Origin of the sequence: Paucibacter sp. Y2R2-4 (genome assembly GCF_025717535.1) — a bacterium.
GTDB lineage: Bacteria > Pseudomonadota > Gammaproteobacteria > Burkholderiales > Burkholderiaceae_C > Paucibacter_A.
Genome location: NZ_JAJIRO010000001.1, coordinates 1,194,364 through 1,212,793 on the forward strand (window position 1 = coordinate 1,194,364; position 18,430 = coordinate 1,212,793).

The 18,430-nt window shown below is 62.4% G+C and carries 16 protein-coding genes and 1 tRNA gene; 5 read left to right on the forward strand and 12 right to left on the reverse strand.

Annotation, left to right across the window (positions count from 1 at the left end):
* Nucleotides 1-151 precede the first annotated feature (151 nt).
* From fahA to LNV06_RS05200, 3 genes are all read right to left on the reverse strand, one after another.
* Nucleotides 152-1,471, reverse strand: a complete 1,320-nt coding sequence (gene fahA / locus LNV06_RS05190; protein ID WP_263537147.1) for a fumarylacetoacetase — start codon at nt 1,469-1,471, stop codon at nt 152-154.
* A 7-nt stretch (nt 1,472-1,478) separates the two neighbouring features.
* Nucleotides 1,479-2,777: a homogentisate 1,2-dioxygenase gene (hmgA, locus tag LNV06_RS05195; protein WP_263537148.1), complete on the reverse strand. Its 1,299-nt coding sequence runs from the start codon at nt 2,775-2,777 to the stop codon at nt 1,479-1,481.
* A gap of 67 nt (nt 2,778-2,844) precedes the next feature.
* Nucleotides 2,845-3,810 (reverse strand): MBL fold metallo-hydrolase, encoded by a 966-nt coding sequence (locus LNV06_RS05200; RefSeq protein ID WP_263537149.1) that lies wholly within the window; start codon nt 3,808-3,810, stop codon nt 2,845-2,847.
* A 154-nt stretch (nt 3,811-3,964) separates the two neighbouring features.
* Here LNV06_RS05200 and LNV06_RS05205 point away from each other — a divergent pair, with 154 nt between their 5' ends.
* A complete protein-coding gene (locus tag LNV06_RS05205) occupies nt 3,965-4,759 on the forward strand; it encodes an IclR family transcriptional regulator (RefSeq protein WP_263537150.1) in 795 nt (264 codons plus the stop codon).
* Nucleotides 4,760-4,787: 28 nt separating this feature from the next.
* On the opposite strand, the gene LNV06_RS05210 is transcribed toward LNV06_RS05205, so the two are convergent.
* From LNV06_RS05210 to LNV06_RS05220, 3 genes are all read right to left on the reverse strand, one after another.
* Entirely contained in the window at nt 4,788-5,459 is a 672-nt protein-coding gene (locus LNV06_RS05210) for an N-acyl amino acid synthase FeeM domain-containing protein (protein ID WP_263537151.1), read from the reverse strand.
* Nucleotides 5,460-5,822: 363 nt separating this feature from the next.
* Nucleotides 5,823-6,572 (reverse strand): SapC family protein, encoded by a 750-nt coding sequence (locus LNV06_RS05215; RefSeq protein ID WP_263537152.1) that lies wholly within the window; start codon nt 6,570-6,572, stop codon nt 5,823-5,825.
* Nucleotides 6,569-7,870 carry a hemolysin family protein gene (locus LNV06_RS05220; protein WP_263537153.1) on the reverse strand — a complete coding sequence of 434 codons (1,302 nt, stop codon included), beginning with the start codon at nt 7,868-7,870 and terminating at the stop codon, nt 6,569-6,571. Before LNV06_RS05220 ends, LNV06_RS05215 begins: the two co-directional genes overlap by 4 nt.
* Nucleotides 7,871-7,980: 110 nt before the next feature.
* On the opposite strand from LNV06_RS05220, the gene LNV06_RS05225 reads away from it, so the two are divergent.
* The 3 genes from LNV06_RS05225 (at nt 7,981) to LNV06_RS05235 (ending at nt 9,647) form a co-directional block, all read left to right on the forward strand.
* Nucleotides 7,981-8,805, forward strand: coding sequence for a symmetrical bis(5'-nucleosyl)-tetraphosphatase (locus LNV06_RS05225; protein ID WP_263537154.1), 825 nt, complete (start codon nt 7,981-7,983; stop codon nt 8,803-8,805).
* A 43-nt stretch (nt 8,806-8,848) separates the two neighbouring features.
* Nucleotides 8,849-8,938: transfer RNA gene (locus LNV06_RS05230), tRNA-Ser, on the forward strand.
* 67 nt (nt 8,939-9,005) lie between these two features.
* The gene (locus LNV06_RS05235; RefSeq protein WP_263537155.1) at nt 9,006-9,647 is read left to right on the forward strand and encodes an MBL fold metallo-hydrolase; all 642 of its coding nucleotides are present in this window, start codon (nt 9,006-9,008) and stop codon (nt 9,645-9,647) included.
* Between the two features lie 25 nt (nt 9,648-9,672).
* Here LNV06_RS05235 and LNV06_RS05240 read toward each other — a convergent pair whose 3' ends face one another.
* The 3 genes from LNV06_RS05240 to LNV06_RS05250 all read right to left on the reverse strand — a co-directional run bounded on the left by LNV06_RS05240 (nt 9,673) and on the right by LNV06_RS05250 (nt 13,062).
* Complete coding sequence (locus LNV06_RS05240) at nt 9,673-10,989, reverse strand: leucine-rich repeat-containing protein kinase family protein (RefSeq protein ID WP_263537156.1); 1,317 nt, start codon at nt 10,987-10,989, stop codon at nt 9,673-9,675.
* Between the two features lie 85 nt (nt 10,990-11,074).
* Nucleotides 11,075-11,848 (reverse strand): substrate-binding periplasmic protein, encoded by a 774-nt coding sequence (locus LNV06_RS05245; protein WP_263537157.1) that lies wholly within the window; start codon nt 11,846-11,848, stop codon nt 11,075-11,077.
* 59 nt (nt 11,849-11,907) lie between these two features.
* Nucleotides 11,908-13,062 (reverse strand): SGNH/GDSL hydrolase family protein, encoded by a 1,155-nt coding sequence (locus LNV06_RS05250; RefSeq protein WP_263537158.1) that lies wholly within the window; start codon nt 13,060-13,062, stop codon nt 11,908-11,910.
* Nucleotides 13,063-13,232: 170 nt separating this feature from the next.
* Here LNV06_RS05250 and LNV06_RS05255 point away from each other — a divergent pair, with 170 nt between their 5' ends.
* Entirely contained in the window at nt 13,233-14,147 is a 915-nt protein-coding gene (locus tag LNV06_RS05255; RefSeq protein WP_263537159.1) for a LysR substrate-binding domain-containing protein, read from the forward strand.
* Here the strand turns inward: LNV06_RS05255 and LNV06_RS05260 are convergent.
* The 3 genes from LNV06_RS05260 to LNV06_RS05270 all read right to left on the reverse strand — a co-directional run bounded on the left by LNV06_RS05260 (nt 14,083) and on the right by LNV06_RS05270 (nt 18,241).
* Nucleotides 14,083-15,126 (reverse strand): TolB family protein, encoded by a 1,044-nt coding sequence (locus tag LNV06_RS05260; RefSeq protein WP_263537160.1) that lies wholly within the window; start codon nt 15,124-15,126, stop codon nt 14,083-14,085. The genes LNV06_RS05255 and LNV06_RS05260 overlap by 65 nt on opposite strands.
* Before the next feature lie 82 nt (nt 15,127-15,208).
* Nucleotides 15,209-15,595, reverse strand: a complete 387-nt coding sequence (locus LNV06_RS05265; RefSeq protein ID WP_263537161.1) for a cupin domain-containing protein — start codon at nt 15,593-15,595, stop codon at nt 15,209-15,211.
* Nucleotides 15,596-15,610: 15 nt separating this feature from the next.
* The gene (locus LNV06_RS05270; RefSeq protein WP_263537162.1) at nt 15,611-18,241 is read right to left on the reverse strand and encodes a TonB-dependent siderophore receptor; all 2,631 of its coding nucleotides are present in this window, start codon (nt 18,239-18,241) and stop codon (nt 15,611-15,613) included.
* Nucleotides 18,242-18,430: the final 189 nt, after the last annotated feature.

An 18,430-nucleotide genomic window follows, 5' to 3' on the forward strand; every position in this document is an offset into this window, starting at 1 on the left:
GCTCTCACCTGCGCTTGACTCAGCGCGTTGCGTTTTGACGGACTTCATTGCATGCAAGTTACATAGCCGCCGTCTCGCGCAAGATTCAGCGGCCCAAACATTCGGGTAGACCCTGAGCTCCCGCACAGAGTCCACCGGGTTTACCTTGAGATCAGAGCGAGGGTGCCGGCACGATGGTGGCGACGCATTCGCCAAAACCAATGCGACGTGCGCCCTCGTGCACCGCATAAGCCCGCAGGCCGACGGCATCCCCGTCCAACAAGAAGCTGCGCGTCTCGCCATTCGGCAGCGTCAGCACTTGCTTGCCGCCATTTGAAAGCTCCAGCATCGAGCCGCCTTCATTGGCTTCGGGGCCTGATTGCGTGCCGGTGCCCAACAAATCGCCGGGCTGCAAATTGCAACCATTGCTGGCGTGGTGGGTCAGCATCTGCGCCAGGGTCCAGTAAGCATGCTTGAAGTTGGAGCGCATCAAACGCGTGGCCGACTCGCCCTTGGCGCGCATGGCTTCGGTCTGCAGCCAAACTTCCAGTTCAATCTGATAGCCGCCTTCGGCACGATTCTTGGCAGAGTCGATATAGGGCAGCGGCTGCGGGTCACTCTCAGGATGCGCAAACGCGGTGCGGAAAGGCTCCAACGCGTCCATGGAGACGATCCAGGGAGAGATGGTGGTGGCGAAGTTCTTGGCCAGGAAGGGGCCCAGCGGCTGATATTCCCAGCCCTGCATATCGCGCGCCGACCAGTCATTCAGCAGGGTCACGCCGAACATATGCTCGTCGGCGTCTTCCATGGCGATGGGCTCGCCCAGCGCGTTGCCACCGGCGACAAACAGGCCCAGCTCCAACTCATGGTCCAGGCGTTTGCAGGCGGCGCGCACCGGTGCTTCGGCGCCTGGCGGCATCAGCTGACCCAGGGGGCGGCGCACGGTGCCGCCGCTCACGCCGATGGAAGAACTGCGGCCGTGATAGCCGATGGGCACCCATTTGTAATTGGGCAGCAGCGGGTTGTCCGGACGGAACAGCTTGCCCACCGTGGTGGCGTGGTAGATGCCGGTGTAGAAGTCGGTGTAGTCGCCGATGCGGCAAGGCACGGCCATCTGCGCAGCGGCCTGCGGCAACAGGCAAGCGCTCAGAGCCGCCTGCTGCTTGGAGCCTTCCAGCAAGGCTTCAAAGATGGCATGGCGCAGCAAGCGGCGCTGCGCCGAAGGCTGGGCCATGAAGGTGTTCAAGTCGCCGTCCGCCAGCGGCTGCAGCAAGACCTGCACGGCCGAGCTCCATTTGCCCGCCGCAGCGGCCAGTTTCAGATCGAGGATCTGCTCGCCGATGGCGATGCCGACGCGGGCGCTCTCGTTCGAGCCGGCGCGGCGGAACAGGCCGTAAGGGAGGTTTTGAATCGGGAAATCGGTATCGGCCGCGTTGGCGCTGGCCACCCAGCTCAAGGCGTCGGGGCGATGGGTGTGGTCAATCAAGCTCATGGCGAGTTCAGGCTTTCGTGTCGGGGGTGAATTGATCGTTCAGGCCGGCCCAGCAGTCGGCATAGCTGCGCTCCAGGGCGCCGCCATTCAGGGCGAAATCGGTGGGAAGCAAGCGCCAGCGGGTCTCGAACATAAAGGCCAGGGTGTGGTCCAGTTTATGCGGGCTCAAGTCGACGCTGGAGGCCTTGGCGAAGGCTTCGGTATCGGGGCCATGGGGCACAAAAGCATTGTGCAAGCTTGAGCCACCGGGCTTGAAGCCCTCGGGCTTGGCGTCGTACTGGCCCAGCACCAGGCCCATGTACTCGCTCATCACATTGCGGTGGTACCAAGGCGGACGGAAGGTGTTTTCCGCCACCATCCAGCGAGGCGGGAAGATCACGAAGTCGCAGTTGGCCCAGCCGGCGGTGTCGGACGGCGAAGTCAGCACGGTAAAGATGCTCGGGTCCGGATGATCAAAGCTGATCGAGCCTATGGTCATGAAGTGCGCAGTGTTGTACTTGTAAGGCACCAGATTGCCATGCCAGGCCACCACATTGAAGGGGCTGTGACCCTGCTCGGCGCGCCACAGGCTGCCGCCATACTTCTTGACGATCTCGTACGCACCCGGCTCGGTCTCGAAGGCCGCCACCGGCGCTTGGAAGTCACGCGCATTGGCCAGGCCGTTGGAGCCAATCGGGCCCAGCTCGGGCAGGCGGAAAGCGGCGCCGTAGTTCTCGCAGATATAGCCGCGCGAGGGGCCGTCCACCGCCACCTTGAAAGCCATGCCGCGCGGCAGCAAGGCGATCTCGCCCGGCGCTACGCGCAAAAGGCCCAGCTCGGTGGTCAAGGTCAACACCCCTTGCTGCGGCACGATCAGCATCTCGCCATCGGCATTCACAAAGGCGCGGCGCTCCATGCTGCGATTGGCCACATACAGATGCGCGGCAATGCCGAGATGCGCGTCCGGGTCGCCATTGACGGCCATGGTGCGCAGACCTTCGATGAAATCGGTGGGCTCTGCCGGGATGGCGGTTGGCGCCCAGCGCAGCGGGTCGGGCGGCGAGACCTGACCCTCTTTGGCACCGGTTCGCAAAAAGGCATGCGCCATCGGCTGGTAGCCACCCACCACCACCGAGGGCTGACGACGGTACAGCCAAGTGCGCAGGTTCTCATTGCGCGGCGCGGTGAAGGCCGCGCCTGAGAGCAGCTCGGCATAGAGGCCATGGGCGGCGCGCTGCGGGCTGTTGCGGCCGATCGGCAAGCTGCCGGGCACGGCCTCGCTTTGATGCTGATTGCCAAAGCCCGCAAGGTAGTTCAGTTCACTCATGGTGTGGGTTCTCGTTCAGAACAGGAATCAAGTTTTCAAGCACAGAGGCCGCTTGCGCAAAGGGCGATCAGTCACGCTCCAAGGCGCGCCACATCTCGAGGTCGCGCTCGGCAGTCCAGATGCGCGGGTCGGCGTGACCCTGGGCTTCGTCGTAAGCGCGGGTCACATCAAAAGGCATGCAATGGGCAAAGATCACCCAGTGGCCATAGCGCTGCGCCAGCTTGGCGTAGGTCTCGCGGTAAACGGTCTTCAAATCAGCGCCTGCGCGGGCGCCCGCCTGCACGCTCTCGTACAACTCGCTGACAAAGGCGCGAGTACCGCTCAAACCCGCCGCCACTTGCTCGGGCGTTTGCAGCGCGGCACCGCGTCCGGGCACCAGCTTGGCGGGCTGCAAAGCGGCCAAGCGGTCCAGCGTTTGCGGCCAGTCTTGAAAATAAGCATCGCCCGCATAGGGCGTGGCATCAAACTCGACCAAATCGCCAGAGAACAGAATACGGTCCTTGGGCAACCAGACCACCGTGTCGCCCTTGGTATGGCCGCGACCCAGCTGCAGGATTTGCACCTCCAACTGCCCCAGCCACAGCGTCATGCGGCCCGAAAAGGTCAGGGTCGGCCAAGTCAGCCCCGGCGGCACGGTTTCAACATTGCTGAACAAACGCGGAAAACGGCCAATCTCGCTGGCCTTGTCTTGCTCACCGCGCTCCACGATCAAGTCATAGGTGTCTTGGCTGGCGATGATGTGCTCGGGCTGATAGGCCGAGGCACCCAGCACACGCACCGCGTGATAGTGGCTCAGCAGCACGTACTTGATCGGTTTGTCCGTCACCTCGCGGACCCGCCGAATCACGTCTTGCGCCATGGCGGGTGTGGCCTGGGTGTCAATCACCATGACCGCGTCGTCACCAATCACGATGCCGGTATTGGGGTCGCCCTCGGCGGTGTAGGCATAAGCATGCTCGGACAAACGATCAAAGCTGACGCGTTTGACCTCCAGATCAGCCTGGGATGCAAAGCTCTTGCTGTTTTGACTCATGAAAACGGCCTCGGGGTGGCGCAGTGACGCAATTTTGCGCCGAGCTGGCGCCAGGCCCGGATTTAACCAAAGTCAAATTGATTTGTCTATTTTGAATTTTTAACCGCAGTTTGGGCGGGGAAATGCGGCGCGGATTCGGTTCTAATCACGCCTCATGCAAAGCCCACTCCCCAGCGAAGCCGCCGAACGCGGACCCCGAGGCATCCAAAGTATTGAAGTCGGGGGGCAATTGCTGATTGCCCTGGCGCACCAAGGCCGCCCCTTGGCCCTGAAAGACCTGGCGCGCGAGGCCGGCATGGCGCCTGCCAAAGCCCACCCCTATCTGGTGAGCTTCATCAAGATTGGTTTGGTCGAGCAAGACGGCAGCAGCGGCCGCTACGGCCTGGGCCCCTTGGCCCTGCAACTGGGCTTGATCAGCTTGCAGCAATACGAACCGGTGCGCCTGGCGACGCCGCGCATCGAAGAACTCGCTCTGCAACTGGGTCACACGGTGGCCATCACCGTCTGGGGCGATCGCGGCCCCACCATCGTGCGGGTCGCCGAAGCTCCCAGCCCGGTGCATATCAGCATGCGCCACGGCACGGTGATGAGCTTGACGGGGACGGCTTCAGGTCGATTGTTTGCGGCCTATCTGCCCCGCGAACGCATTCAAGAGTTGCTGAATGCGGAGCAAGCGCAGGGCGCGAGCAGCGCAGATCCAGCGCTGGAATCCTTGCTCGCGAGCGTGCGGAGCAAGGGCCTGGCCAATTCGCATGACGGCGTGGTGCAAGGCGTCAGCGCACTGGCCGCGCCGGTCTTTGATGATCAGAGCCGCTTGGTGCTAACGCTGACCGCCATCGGCCCCAGCGGCAGCTTTGATCTTGATCCAGCCGGCCCAGTCGCTTGCGCTTTGAAGCTGGCGGGAGCTGAGTTGTCTCGGCAGTTGGGCTGGCGCCCCAGCGGACCATAAAACCTGCCGCTGTTTCAAGCCAAGGGGCTTACTGACGCAGCTTGGCCAAGATGGCCGTTTCCTCGGCCGCACCATAGGAGTAGGGATAGAGCGAGCGGGTAGACGCGGCACTCGCCTCGTCACCCCCAAAGCGCGCGATTTGTTCGCGTGCATAGTTCAAATCCAGACCCAACAGCACGGCAGGCGCATTGACGCGCGGATTCATTCGCGCCTCGCCCAAAAGCTTGTAGCCCAACGTCCTGCAATAGAAGGGCACATGGCGAGGATTGACCTCAATCACGGCCATCTCACAGCCACTCAAACGGTGCGCATGCAAATAGGCCAGGTGAAACAGTCGCGCCAATAACTCTTTGCTGCCACTGACCTGGTGATCCACTGCCAATCGGCCAAACTCGCACAGGACCTTGCCTCTGGCGCGCAAATCTGCCAGCTCCGAAGCGAACACCAAATCAGCCTTGAGCCCTTGTGGCGAATCGAATCGAACCGCAATCGTGCCCACGGTGGTCGCACCTTCAAAAGCAGAGCAGACCACGACCGAGCCCTCTTCAAGATGGGTACTCAAGTCTTTGCAAACATAGCCGCGCTCGGCATAGCGCCTGCTCACCAAATGCCCCGCGCTCTCCCATTCAGAGGCCGAGGCCGTTGCAAGTGCCAGCTGGGGCTGCGCCCGCGAATAGCTTGTCACTTCGATCGAATTCATGTCACTCCAGCCGCTTGTCAAGCACCCAAACCAGGGGGCACCAAAAGAAGCCCGAAGTCTATAGACCAAAGCGTGAAAAATTCACGCTGAAACAGACCGTTACGTTTGATGCTGGAACTCACAAGTCCTGTACTTTCAGCGGCACAAGCAGGCAAAGAAAACCCACACGCCGACACTTTCACCGTGGGCGCTTCTGTAGGGAAAAAGGGGGGTGGGGTACGGCCCAACTCGCAAGAGCTGGGCCGTCAGGAAGCGAGCATCAGCCGGCAAGCCCGACTCGATCCAAATCGACCGATCGGCAAACCCACCGTTGAGCCACGACTCCAGTCAAGGCCTGATCAGCGTTGACGCATGCGCCTAGATTCAGGCCACCGTCGCGTGCTGAGTCGCCAGGCGATTCATATTACCCATCGACACGCGGTGCATTTCCAGCAAGGCGAGCACGCCGCTGCGATGCAGTTGCACCACTTTGTCGTCGGCCAGTTCGGCCAGCTTTTGCTCATCGACGGCCAGGAAACCTTCGACGTCGATCTTCTCGCCATTGCTCAGCGTGGCTTCGAAGCGCATATCGCGCAGCAAGTCCAATTCAACCAATTGGGTGCAGAAAGCACGGGTGCGTTCGGACTCTTGCTCGAAGCTTTCCAGGAAGTTCTTAGCATTCAGCAAGAACTCGGTCGGCTGACCGTCGGCAGCGAACAGCGAAGTGCCTTCGGTGACCGAGAAGCCAGGCCATTCGCTGTCATAGCAAACTGCCACGGTGTCGGAGTTCTCTTCAATGCGGGCCATGGCGAAGGGATAGCGACGCAGATAGGCCGGCACATAGTTGCCTGTCCACACGCCATCTTTGACGAACAAATTGGTACCGGGCTTCAGGCCCAAGACGGCCAGGGGCGCAATCGTCGGCTTGGCGCCTTCGGCCGGCGGCTCGCCAACGCGCACGAACACGATCGGGTATTCCTTGCAGGCTTCAGCAAACTCGACCACGGCCAGGAACAAAGAGTTCATGCCTTGCACGCGATCAATCGTCGACAGCTCGGTCTTCAGGCGCAGATGCTTGTGAGCCTCGCGGTCCAGGGGCACCAGATTGCCATACAGCGGGGGGGTCGTACTCATTCTTTATCTCCATCAACAGCCAGTCGACTGACCAGCACTTTGTCCACACGCTTGCCATCGAGGTCCACGACCTCGAATCTCCAAGCATTCCACTCCACCACATCGGCCGTGCGCGGCAAGCGCCCCAGCAGCAGCATCACCATGCCGGCCAGGGTGTTGTAGCGCCCACGATCCTCTTCGGGCAGTTCCTTCAGCTCCAAGCGGTCCTTCAGCTCCGTCACAGGAATCAGGCCATCAAGCAGCCAGCTTCCGTCCTCGCGTTGCACCGCCCAGGCATCTCCATCACCGGGCGCATTGAACTCGCCCGCGATTGCTTCCAGCACGTCGCGCACAGAGATCACGCCCTGCACCTCGCCGTATTCATCCACCACAAAGACCAAGGGCGCGTCCGACACCCGGAACTGCTCCAGCAACTCCATGCCGGACAGGGTCTCGGGCACAAAGACCGCGGCCTCCAAATCCTCAGCCAAAGACAGGGGCTGGCCACTGAGTGCGCGCTGCAGCAAAGCCTGTGCGGCCACCACGCCCATCACCTCGCCCAAGCTGCCGCGGCACACCGGATAGCGGCTGTAGCCATGGGCTTTGACAACCTCTAGCACCTGCTCGGCACTGTCGTTCACATCCAGCCAGGCGATCTCGGCACGCGGGATCATCATCGAACCGATCTCGCGCTCGTCCAGGCGGAACACATTGCGCACCATCTGATGCTCGTGTTCTTCGATCACTCCGGCGTCCAAGCCTTCTTCCAGGCTGGCGGCGATTTCTTCTTCGGTCACGCCGCGCGCGCGACGCCCACCCAGGCCAAACAGGCCCAAGACCGCTTCGGTACTGAAACTCAGAAACTTCACCAGAGGCCCGGTGGCGGCCGACAACACATTCATCACCGGCGCCACGCGCCGCGCCACCATCTCCGGGAAAATCTGCCCCACGCGCTTGGGCACCAATTCGCCAAAGATGATGGACAACATGGTGATCACCACCACCACGATGCCGGTGGACGCCACATTCAACCAGCGCCCGTCCCAGCCAAACTCTCGGCCCAGCCATTCGGCCAAAGGGCCCGAGAAGGCGGCATCACCGACGATGCCGTTGAGCAAACCAATCGAGGTGATGCCGACCTGCACGGTCGACAAAAATTTGGTCGGGTTGTCGTGCAGCATCATGGCCGCTTGGGCGCCTGACTCACCTGCCTCCACCAAGACCTGCAAACGCGCCTTGCGACTGGCCGACAAGGCCATCTCCGACATGGCGAAGAAGGCGTTCAACAACAACAGAAAAATAAGTAAGGCGGTATCCATGGAGAGCGCATCCCGATGCCTAGGGTCTTCCCCAGGGGCTGCGCATGCAGATTGACGAAAGGCGCAAGGGTATCAGAAGGACATGACGATGGAAGCAGCACAATCCCGGCATGAACTATCTGATCGGTGACCTGCAAGGCTGTTGCCACGCGCTGGAGCGCCTGCTCAGCAAAATCGATTTCTCACCCTCGCGTGACCAGCTTTATCTCCTAGGCGATCTGGTCAACCGGGGCCCCGCATCGCTGGCCACGCTGCGGCGCTTGATCGCGCTCGAGGGCTCGGCCACCTGCCTGCTCGGCAACCATGACTTGCACCTCTTGGCCGTGGCCCATGGGGCCAAAAAGGCGCACCGCAATGACACCCTCAGCGACATCCTCGACGCCCCTGATCGAGAAGCGCTGCTGCACTGGCTGCGACAACAACGCATGGCCTGCTATGAACAGGGCTGGCTGATGGTGCATGCCGGTGTGCTGCCACAATGGACACGCGACAAGACCTTGGCCCTGGCCGCCGAGGTCGAGGCCCTGCTGCGCGGCCCCGATCTGGGCGAGTTTTTGCAACAGATGTATGGCAATGAACCCGCGCTGTGGCTGGACGAATTGCGCGGCCTGCCTCGCCTTCGATGCATCGTCAATGCACTGACCCGCCTGCGCTTTGTCGATGCCAGCGGCCAGATGGACTTGAAGACCAAAGACGGCGCCGACGGTGCCCCTCCCGGCCACATGCCATGGTTCGAAGTGGCCAGCCGCCAAAGTGCCGACACGCCCATCGCCTTCGGTCATTGGTCCACCCTGGGCCTGCTGCAGCGCCCGGATCTGCTGGCCTTGGACACCGGCTGCGTCTGGGGCGGTCGACTGAGCGCCGCTCGGGTCGAAAACGGCCGCGCCCTGGAGTTGATTTCGGTGAAATGCGAGCAGGCGCAAAAGCCCGGTTAGAATCTCGACCCTGCCATGGTCTACACCATGATGGATGATTCTAGGAAGCTTGGCCGAGCGGTTTAAGGCACCGGTCTTGAAAACCGGCGAGGGTTTATCCCCTCCGTGAGTTCGAATCTCACAGCTTCCGCCACAATCAAAGGGCTCGCTCAGGCGAGCCCTTTTTTTTGCCCTCATGCCCCAGCAAGCAACGGCCCATCATGACCCTGCGCTACCAAACCATTCCCGTGACCGCTTTTGCGCAAAACTGCTCGCTCGTTTGGTGCGATGCCACGATGGATGCTGCAGTGATCGACCCCGGAGGCGATTTGCCGCGTTTGAAGCAAGCGGTGCAGGCGCTTGGCCTCACGCTGAAAGCGATCTGGCTGACCCATGCCCATATCGACCACGCCGGCGGCACCGGGCAGCTCGCGCAAGAGCTGCAACTGCCCATCATCGGCCCGCATCCGGGCGACCAGTTCTGGATCGATGGCCTGGCCCAGCAGAGCCAGATGTTTGGCTTCCCGCCAGCGCTGCCCTTCACGCCCACGCGCTGGTTGGCCGATGGCGATACCGTCAGCATCGGCCATGAAACCCTGAATGTGCGCCATTGCCCGGGCCACACGCCCGGCCATGTAGTGTTTCACTCGCCCAGTATTCAGCGCGCCTTTGTCGGCGATGTGCTGTTCGCGGGCAGCATAGGCCGAACCGACTTTCCGGGCGGCAACCATGACGATTTGATCGCTTCCATCCAGCAGCGCCTCTGGCCCATGGGGGATGACACCGTGTTCATCCCCGGCCATGGCCCGGAAAGCAATTTCGGCCGCGAGCGGCGCAGCAACCCCTACGTTCGCGAGGTTTGAACGGTTGATGCGCGCCGGCTGAGGTTCACGCGCGCAAAGCCCGCGCCAGATCGGCAAACAAGGGCCTGGCGCTCACATCGGCTTGAGTACAGGCTTGCTGCAGGCCCTGCAGCGCCACCATGGGCTGCGCGGCAGTGTCATCGCAACGAGCCAGCCACTCTTCCAGCAAATGCCCAAAAGCCAAGACCTCCAGGCGCTCGATCGCCTCGCGCTCGGCGCGACTCAGGTTTTCAGGCAAGAGCGTGGCGGCACCAAAATCGCCCAACCAGACTTCGCCACGGCCGTTCCACATCAGGTTGTGGGCATAGAGGTCGCCATGCGAGATGCCGCGACCGTGTAGATACCAAGCCGCATCGACCACGCCCTGGGCCATGCGCCACAGTTGCTCGGCCGTGAAACGGATCTCGGGCGCATAGACGTCGCGGGTGCAGCTACTCAAGCTGGGCGGGCCCGCCAAAGTGCTGAAGTCCGGCCCGATGCGCGGCATGACCAGCCCTTCGGCGCCCATCGGGTGAGCCGTTAGACGCCCGCAGGCCGAGATCAGGTGAGGATGCAAACCCGCCGCCAAGCTGGCCGCCCATTCGCTGTGCGGCCAGCCATCGCTGGTGACTTCACCCTTGAAGACCTTGAGCGCCAGCTCGCGCAACTCGGGCGCCGCCTTGGGGTCTTGGGCCGCATAGATCACACCCGAAGCCCCCTGCCCTAGTACATCGCTCACCAAGAGTCGCTCCCAAGCAAACTCGGGCAGATCGGCCACCTCCAAGACGGCCGACTCACGCGCTGCCCCCCAGGGGTTGCCCCCCAAGGCCAGCCAGGCCAGTTGCGGCATGGCCAGCAGCCAGGACGGTATGCGCTCGAAGCGATTGGCCGAGATGCGCAGCAGGCCCAGCTGCTGGCACTGCTGCATAGCCTCCGGCAGGCTGCTGAGTCGATTGCCAGCCAGGGCCAGTTTCTGCAGCTGCGGCCGCTCGCCCAAGGCCTCGGGCAACTGCTCCAACTGGTTGTCGGTCAAGATCAACCAGCGCAGCTGCGCGGGTAAGGCCGCGGCGGACAGCTCGGTCAGCTGATTCGCCTTGAAGCCCACCATGCTGAGTGAAGGGCAGGCCCCCAGCACCTCGGGCACACGGCTGAACCGGTTGTCTGAGCAAAACAGCACTTTGAGCTTGTGCAGACGCGGCAGGTCCTGCGGCAGATCGGTCAAGCGATTGCCCGAGAGGTTCAGCACCTCCAGGCTGTCCGCCAAGTCAAACACCTCGGGCGGCAGCTCAGTCAGGGCGCAACTCAAGTCCAGGCGGCGGATGCCTGCCAGTTCGCCGGCGCGCAATTGGGCAAGGGTGTGCATGCGGAAAAATTCGGTGTCGAAAAACGGAGGGAGGCGCGATTGTCGCGCGCTCTGGCCACCCGCCCAGGCCATGCGCCTGCTCAGTTCAACGATAGCGCTGCAAAACCTGCTCGACTGCGCCATCCTTCACCATCTGCTTCACCGCAGACTTGATGCGAGAGGCTTCAAGCCCTGGCTTGGGCGCCAGCGCGCAAGCCGTATTGACCGAGGCCAGGGTTTGGAGAAATTTGAGGCGCTGGTGCTGCGGCTGCTGCTTGTTGAACCAATCGGCGATCAGGCGATTGCTCACGGCAAAGTCGCTGCGCCCACGCAGCATTTTTTCGAACACCAGGGCCTGAGATGGCGCGTCTTCGCGCAGCATTCGGCCGCTGCTCAAGGCTTCATCCAGGGCGGGATACAAATAGCTCGTCACCAAGCCTACCGTGACGCCGCCCGCCACGCGGTCCAGGTCCAGGGTTTTGCCTTGATAAGTCGCCGGCGCCAGCAAAACATCGTCCATGCGCAAGACCAGCTCGGTCCAACGCTCACTGGGTAGTTTCTCGTTCAGCCACTCAGGACTGACCAGGCAATGCAGATCCACCGCACTGTCCTTCAACATGGCCTCCACTCGCCGAGGCGGAATCACTTGAATCTGTAGTGGAGCATCCAAGCGCTTGGCAATCTCTTGCGCAAGCTCCAAAAGAATGCCGCCCTTGATATGCCCCTTCTCATAACTCGCAAAAGGCATGGCCCAGGATTGGCTGATGCCCATGCGCAGCGGGCGAGCCTCTGGCTCCGCGCCCAGAGCCCAAGAGCAAAGCCCGCTCAGGAGCAGCAGGCCCAAGGCTTGAATCCGGCAGTCTGAGCGTCGCTTTGCCATGATGACCCGAGTGTACGGGGATCAGCCGTTAGGCCCTATCCCTCCGCGCCCCAAATTCGCTAGCGCGACAAGTCCAGCGCCTTCTTCAAACTTGGACTGATGGCCTCAGCCATGCGCAAGAAACCCAGGTCGGTGGGGTGGGTGCCGTCGACCGTGGCTTCACCATCTTGACCCAGCAGGGAATCACCAGGCACGAAGAAGAGGCGATCGTCCTTGGTCATCAGCCGCGCCACGATGGGAGCCAAGATCGCGTTCTTCACGGCATGATCCGTTTGATTCAAGGGCCCCAGTCCCGCTTGCTGATAGCTGATATTGCCAAGCAAGATGATGGGTATCCGCGGATGCCGGGTGCGCAGCCGGGCCACAAAAGGCTCGATGCGTCCGGCAATCTGCAGCGGCGTCATATTCGGCAAAGGGTCCAAGATGAAGACGCTTGGGTTCAGTTCTGAGACCAAATCCGCCGCCACGATCTCGGCATTGCCATTGCCCGAGAAGCCCAGGTTGATGACGGGCAGATTGAACTTGCGACCCAGAATCGCGGGGTAGGCCATGCCCGGCCGGGAAGCACAACCGCCCTGCGTGATCGAGGTGCCGTAGACGACCACCGTTTGTGCACTCAGCGGCGCCATCGCCGCCAGCTTGGCACTTGCGGGCACGCCGATCTGCAGGTCTTCAATGCCGTTGTACAGCGGCAGATAGAGGCGATAGTCGCGCATGCCGCCGCCGGCCGGCACGCTGGCCAGTTTGACCAGATTGCTCGGGCTCTCGGTAGGCCGGCCCACACCCAGCCACTGCCAACGGCCCTCATGGCGCACATACAGGTCCAGCCCACTCATGCCTGTGGCGGGCATGTGATCCATGGCCAGGCCCGGGTTGATCAGGGTCCAGCGTGCGCCGATTTCGCTGGCATCGGTGGAGAAATTGATTTCGATGCCGGCACTGTGGCGGCTCAAGCTCCAGACTTCGGGCCGAACCATTTTTTCCGCTCGCGCAGGCAAGCGATCCCAAGGCTTGGCCAGTTCATTGACAGGCCAACCGGCGCTGCTGCGCCTGAGTTGCAGGGCCGAGTACCAACGCAAATCGCTACCGGGCTGAGTGACCGAAAAGTTAGGGTCCAACTTTTCTGGCGCCAGCGCCGCGCTGTCCGCTTGAGCGAGGGCCAGGGTCATGAAAAAAACACCGGCCAAGCCAGTCATCAGTGAGTGCAGCGCCATGCCATCGTGTCCGTCTATTGAGAAAAAGAAAAAAGAGCGAAAACCCCTCGCGTCGAGGCCTGCGCCCGGAGCGCAGCAATTCGGCGAATCAGCATCAAGCCAAGTTCAAACCCCATTGTGTGCCGCGCTCAGGCCGCGGCTCACCTCAGCATGCATTAGCATGCCCGCCCATGCGCCGCAATCTTGCCCATCATCTCAATGGCCTGCGATTTTTCGAGGCGGCAGCTCGGCATCTGTCCTTCACCCGCGCGGCTGAAGAGTTATGCGTGACCCAGGCGGCGGTCAGCCATCAGGTACGCGCACTGGAAGAAGCCCTCTCCCTGCAACTCTTCGAGCGGCGCCCTCGGCAAGTCAATTTGAGCCCGGCGGGCACGCGCTTGTTGGCGGTCTTGTCCAGCAGTTTTGATCACATCGAGTCGGTGCTTGATGAGCTGAAGCGCCAAGGTAGCAGCAGCTTGCAATTGGCGGTGACGCCTTCGTTTTCCAGCCGCTGGTTGATGCCGCGCTTGCCGCATTTCTGGGGTGCGCACCCGGATATCGAGCTGCACCTGCACCATACCGCGCAGGCAGACGCACTCGCTCGCGGCGCTGCAGACGCCGCCATCATCTGGACCCACGGCAGTCCGGAGAAGCCGGGGCGCCTCTGGGCGCAACGTCTCTTCGGCACCGCCTTGAGCCCGGTGTGTGCTCCAGGGCTGGCGCGGCCTGATGCCCCCCTCAGCGAGCCTGAAGCTTTGCGCCATTACCCCTTGCTGCATGAAGACAGCTTTGAGGACTGGCAGCGCTGGATGCAGGCCGCCGGCGTGGCCGATGCGCGGGTGCAGCAGGGCCCCGTCATCGACGACAGCAATGCCTTGCTGATGGCCGCCATGAGTGGCCGCGGTGTGGCCCTGGGCCGCCTGGCCTTGGTGGCCGATGACTTGCGCAGTGGCCGTTTGATACGGCCTTTCGAATGCAGCATCGAAGCCGATGGTGCCTATTGGCTGATCGCCTCGCAGACGACGGCCGAACAGCCCCGCTTCAAGGCGCTGGCGGCTTTTCTTCAAGCAGAAGCGAAAACGCCAACCGAGCACCATCCGGGCTGAGCGCCAAGTTCTTGATCACCCCGCCCAAATGGCGCAGGTCGGCAAAGGGCTTGAACCCCGTGCCCGGCCGGCCGTCCCAACGCAGCAGGCGCCCACCTTGCGGCAAGAGCAATGAGCCATCGGGCAACCAGACAAAGTAATGGCTGCGACCGGCCTCGCCCTCGCCGGCCGGGGGCAACGGCAAGTCGATCAATGCCTGAGGCTGTGCGTCCTGCAGGCCCATGGCCATCAAGACCCAGCGCTGCGGGTCTGGCTTGTCGATGAAGCTGACGCGATCGCCCTGCGGCATGCGCGCAAAACCACTGCCCGGCTTCTCGCTAAGCAGCACCTGTCGGCCGATCATGCGATCTTCCAACACGAGCCGATGTGCATTGCGCTCGGCTTGATCGTCCACCAAGAAGAGCGCCATTTGCTGCGCGTTGATCCAGGCGTGGTAGCCCACCCTCAGCGTCGGCGTGAGGGCTTCGAGGGGCTGGCCGTCCCAGCCAAATCTCCATACCGGCGGCGCCTTGGCCTCGGCGCCATAAAAAGGGTCGGGGCTTTGCACTCGAATGACGGAGAAGCCTCGCCCATCGGCCATGGGCGTTGGGGAATACAGGCTCTCCGTGCTTTGGGTGATCGCGCGAGTCTGCGCGCTGACAAAGTCGTAGCGATAGATATTGGGGGTGCCGCTGCGCTGAGAAACGTACAGCAAGCCGCTCCCGTCCATCAAAAAGGCAGGCTGAAAATTGCTGCCCGGGCCAGACGTGATCTTGATCGGGGCGCCGAGACGGCCGGTAGCCAGATCCAGGCTGGCCACGTACACAGCGATATTGGGTTCGGTCGCAACCGCATCAGCCGCGGCCACGGGTTTTGCTGTCGGCGCTGGCAAGGGCAGGCTGGCACAAGCGCTCAACAAGCCCCCCAACACCAGTGCGCCGAAACGGGCCAAGGCCCGCCGGGCAGGAAAGCTGGTGCGTTCGGATCGAAACACGGCCATCGCCGCCCTCTCTTCCATGTTTCAGTGGTTTGAATCGGACCGGACCGAGGCGGCAGGACCGCCTCGGCCGGCCTCAAGTCCCTCAGCCTTCGTCCTTGAAACCAAAGGCACGCTCATGCACATAGACCAGCTTGCAGTCTTGCAGGTACTGGGCATCGTGGATGCGGCCCGCGGCCACATAGCCGGTTTCGCCTTCGCTCAAGGTCAGCGGCGGGCCATCGGCATGCAAGGCGCCGTCCGCGTCGCGGGTGAAGAACTGGATGCGCATCTGCCCTTGCACCACCACCGTCATGTCATTGCCGGGGTGGCTGTGCGGCGGCTCGCTGCTGCCGGCCTGCCAGCGCTCCAGCATCACCTCGACACCATCGGGATTGGCCGGAACGCAGGTGCGCACGGTGAAGCCCTCAGGTGCACCGGGTGCTTCAACGTGGTGGGACCAGATCGAACTGTCGTGTTGCTGTGTTGTCATGAGAACTCCGTTTCCTTAGAAGGCCATGGTCAGCGACAACTGGGCGTTACGGCCCAGGATAGGCCGTGCATAGTAGTAGTCACTGCCGCCCGGTGCTTGCACAAAGCCTGAGCGCGGGTTGCCTTCGGTCAGACCGATGGTGTTGGTGAGATTTTGCACGCTGGCGTTCAGGGAGAGCTTGGGCGTCAGCTCATAGCGCAGGCTCAAATCCCAGGTTTGATAAGCCGGCAGCTTGACCGAGTTGGACACATCGGCGTATCGCAGGCCCATATGGTGATAGCTCAGGGTCAGTTCGCCCTTGTTGTCATTGAAGTAGACCGTCGGTGCGATGGTGTAGTTCAGCTCCGGCGTGCGCTCCGGGCGGTTGCCGTTCCAGCTGGTGGCTTCTTTGCGCAGGTCTTCCAGCTCTTGGCCCGATCCACGCAGCACGCGCAAATCATTGACGCTGAAACGCGAGCGCTGCACCACGCCCACGGCATTCAGCTGCAGCCACTTCAGCGGACGCCAGTTCATTTCGAACTCCAGGCCGTTGGACTTCACGCCTTGCAGCATCTCCACCTGCGAGTCCCCCACCTCGGCGCCATTCGGGTCACCCTGGAAGTCGGCCTTGTAATAGGTGAAGGTGCCGGTGAAGCCGCGCGTTTGGTAGCGCAAGCCGGCTTCGGCGAACTGAATGCGGGTGACCGGCAGGTCGCCAGTGGCCTGATAGCTCTTGGCGTAGCGGCCATAGACGGCCATATTGTCATTCAGCAGGTAGTTGCCACCGACGGTCCAGGACGGTTCGCGCCAGTCATTGCGGATGCTCTCGTATTGGCCGTTGGTCGGATAGGCCCAGCGGTTGTTGGCAATGATGTTGTCCACATCGCAGGCGGCATCGCCGAGCTTGTCGACATCGCAGCCGGGCTTGAAGGCGCCAGGGATGGCGGTGTACTCGTTGTAGCCGCTGCGCTGCTCGCGGTATTTGTACTGTTCGATGCGCAGGCCAGCATCCAGACGCAGGCGCTCGTTCACCTTGTACTCGTTGTTCAGGTAGATGGACGTCGAGTTGTTGTGAAAGGTCGAGTTGCCATCGCCCCAGGTGGAGTACTCGCGCACGCCGTTCTCGGTGTAGGCGCCGACCACTTTGCCGGCGGGGTCCAAGGCCACGATATCCATGCGGCGGGCGTGCGTGCGCACATCGGTGACGAAGCGCGCGGTGGCCGGGCTGCCGTTGGGGCCGATGCGGGTGTCAAAGGCCAAGAGGCCCACCGTCAGGCTGTTGTTCGGCGTATTCCAGCTCAGCGACAAATCGTTCACCGCCTCGCGCTGCGCCTGCTTGTCGGCCTGCAGCACATTGTCGGAAAGCAGGCCATTGCCATTCAGCGCATTCAGCTGGGCTGGGGTCGACAAGATCTCGCCGGTGGACACCACCCGCAGCGCCGGTGTGCATTGCCCGCCACAAGAACCGGCGAAGCGATCCAGCATTTCCTGCACATAGCCGAATTTGGCCGGGTCGAGCCGGTTGACGGCCGGGCGCAGGCTGTTGTTGCTGGAGGAGAAGACCACGCTGGCGGTCACATCGCTGTCGGTGTAGCGGCCCTTGGAGCGCAGGGTCAGCTCTTTGCTCAAGGCTTTCTCGAAGCTATAGCCAATGGCCGTGGCCTTGACGTGATAGCCCTCACGCGAATCGTTCAGCTGGCTGAAGCTGCCGGGCACCAGCGAGGTGCGCACGTTTTGCACGCCCGAATCCAGGCCGATCATGGTGCCGTAATTGGCATTGATGCCTGGCAGACTGCGCGGATTGTCTTTGCCCTGCACGGGGATCGGCAGGTAGAAGGTGTTGTGGTCATCGACCAGCTTGGCGTTGATGCTCCACTCGCCGCCCTCGATCTTCTTGCCCACATGGGCGCGCAAGGTGCCGCCGAAGTTGGCGGTGAACTCGGGGTTACGCACGCCGTCGTCGCGGCGATAAAAGCCCGAGGCACCGGCAAACCATCCATCGCCCAGGCCGCCAGCGTAGCGCAGATCAATGCGGCGGGTTCCGTAGTCTGAAGTCGTTAGGCGCACCGCGCCTTCTGGCGCGCCCTTGTTGCGGTAGGTGAGGAAGTTGATGGTGGCGCCCGCGCCATTGGTGGTCAGAATGGCCGAGGTCCCGCCGCGCACCGCCTCCAGGCGGTCAATGCCGACTTCCTGCTTGACCAGGCCGTCGGCCGTCCAGCTGGGGTAGTAAAACACCGGCAGCCCGTCTTCTTGCAGCTGCACCCAGCGCTGGTTGCCGCCCGACATGCCGCGCACCGAGTAGTTGTTCGACATCTCGCCGCCCGAGGCTTCCACATACATACCGGGGATCAGCTCCATGGCCTCGGCGGTGGAGCGCGGCGCTTTGCGATCCAGCTCGTCACGGTCGGCCACAGTCACGGCCACCGAGCTGTCGCGCAGCGTGCGGTTCAGGCCGGTGCTGCCGGTGACGACCACCCGGTCGAGCTGGCTGGCTTCATCTTTCTTGTCGGCCTTGCTGTCGGCCGTGGCGGCTTGCTGCGCCAACGCGGGCACAACGCCCAGGCACAGCAGTGCAGCCATACAAATAGCGCTGGGCTGCAGGCGGCGCGGCAGTCGCGCTGCGGGGCTTGAGGAAAAGGTCTGCCCGATCTTGCTTGTCTTGCTCATCATGATCTCCATGTCTCCAGAGGTTTTGCTTTTAGGAAGGAAGGTAGGAACGAGAGAAAAAAACGGACGAAAAAAGCCACCCAGCACGCGGCCGGAATTGCGCTGCGCGTTGCGGTTTTGCTTGCTTAAAAACGGTCGCGCCTCGTCCAGGCGCGCCGCGTCAGGTGGCCCCCACGCTGACGCCAAAAG

Coding starts and splice junctions, on each gene's coding strand:
- fahA (WP_263537147.1), bottom strand. CDS start 1,471: ATGAGCTTGATTGACCACACCCATCGCCCCGACGCCTTGAGCTGGGTG.
- hmgA (WP_263537148.1), bottom strand. CDS start 2,777: ATGAGTGAACTGAACTACCTTGCGGGCTTTGGCAATCAGCATCAAAGC.
- LNV06_RS05200 (WP_263537149.1), bottom strand. CDS start 3,810: ATGAGTCAAAACAGCAAGAGCTTTGCATCCCAGGCTGATCTGGAGGTC.
- LNV06_RS05205 (WP_263537150.1), top strand. CDS start 3,965: ATGCAAAGCCCACTCCCCAGCGAAGCCGCCGAACGCGGACCCCGAGGC.
- LNV06_RS05210 (WP_263537151.1), bottom strand. CDS start 5,459: ATGAATTCGATCGAAGTGACAAGCTATTCGCGGGCGCAGCCCCAGCTG.
- LNV06_RS05215 (WP_263537152.1), bottom strand. CDS start 6,572: ATGAGTACGACCCCCCCGCTGTATGGCAATCTGGTGCCCCTGGACCGC.
- LNV06_RS05220 (WP_263537153.1), bottom strand. CDS start 7,870: ATGGATACCGCCTTACTTATTTTTCTGTTGTTGTTGAACGCCTTCTTC.
- LNV06_RS05225 (WP_263537154.1), top strand. CDS start 7,981: ATGAACTATCTGATCGGTGACCTGCAAGGCTGTTGCCACGCGCTGGAG.
- LNV06_RS05235 (WP_263537155.1), top strand. CDS start 9,006: ATGACCCTGCGCTACCAAACCATTCCCGTGACCGCTTTTGCGCAAAAC.
- LNV06_RS05240 (WP_263537156.1), bottom strand. CDS start 10,989: ATGCACACCCTTGCCCAATTGCGCGCCGGCGAACTGGCAGGCATCCGC.
- LNV06_RS05245 (WP_263537157.1), bottom strand. CDS start 11,848: ATGGCAAAGCGACGCTCAGACTGCCGGATTCAAGCCTTGGGCCTGCTG.
- LNV06_RS05250 (WP_263537158.1), bottom strand. CDS start 13,062: ATGGCGCTGCACTCACTGATGACTGGCTTGGCCGGTGTTTTTTTCATG.
- LNV06_RS05255 (WP_263537159.1), top strand. CDS start 13,233: ATGCGCCGCAATCTTGCCCATCATCTCAATGGCCTGCGATTTTTCGAG.
- LNV06_RS05260 (WP_263537160.1), bottom strand. CDS start 15,126: ATGGCCGTGTTTCGATCCGAACGCACCAGCTTTCCTGCCCGGCGGGCC.
- LNV06_RS05265 (WP_263537161.1), bottom strand. CDS start 15,595: ATGACAACACAGCAACACGACAGTTCGATCTGGTCCCACCACGTTGAA.
- LNV06_RS05270 (WP_263537162.1), bottom strand. CDS start 18,241: ATGAGCAAGACAAGCAAGATCGGGCAGACCTTTTCCTCAAGCCCCGCA.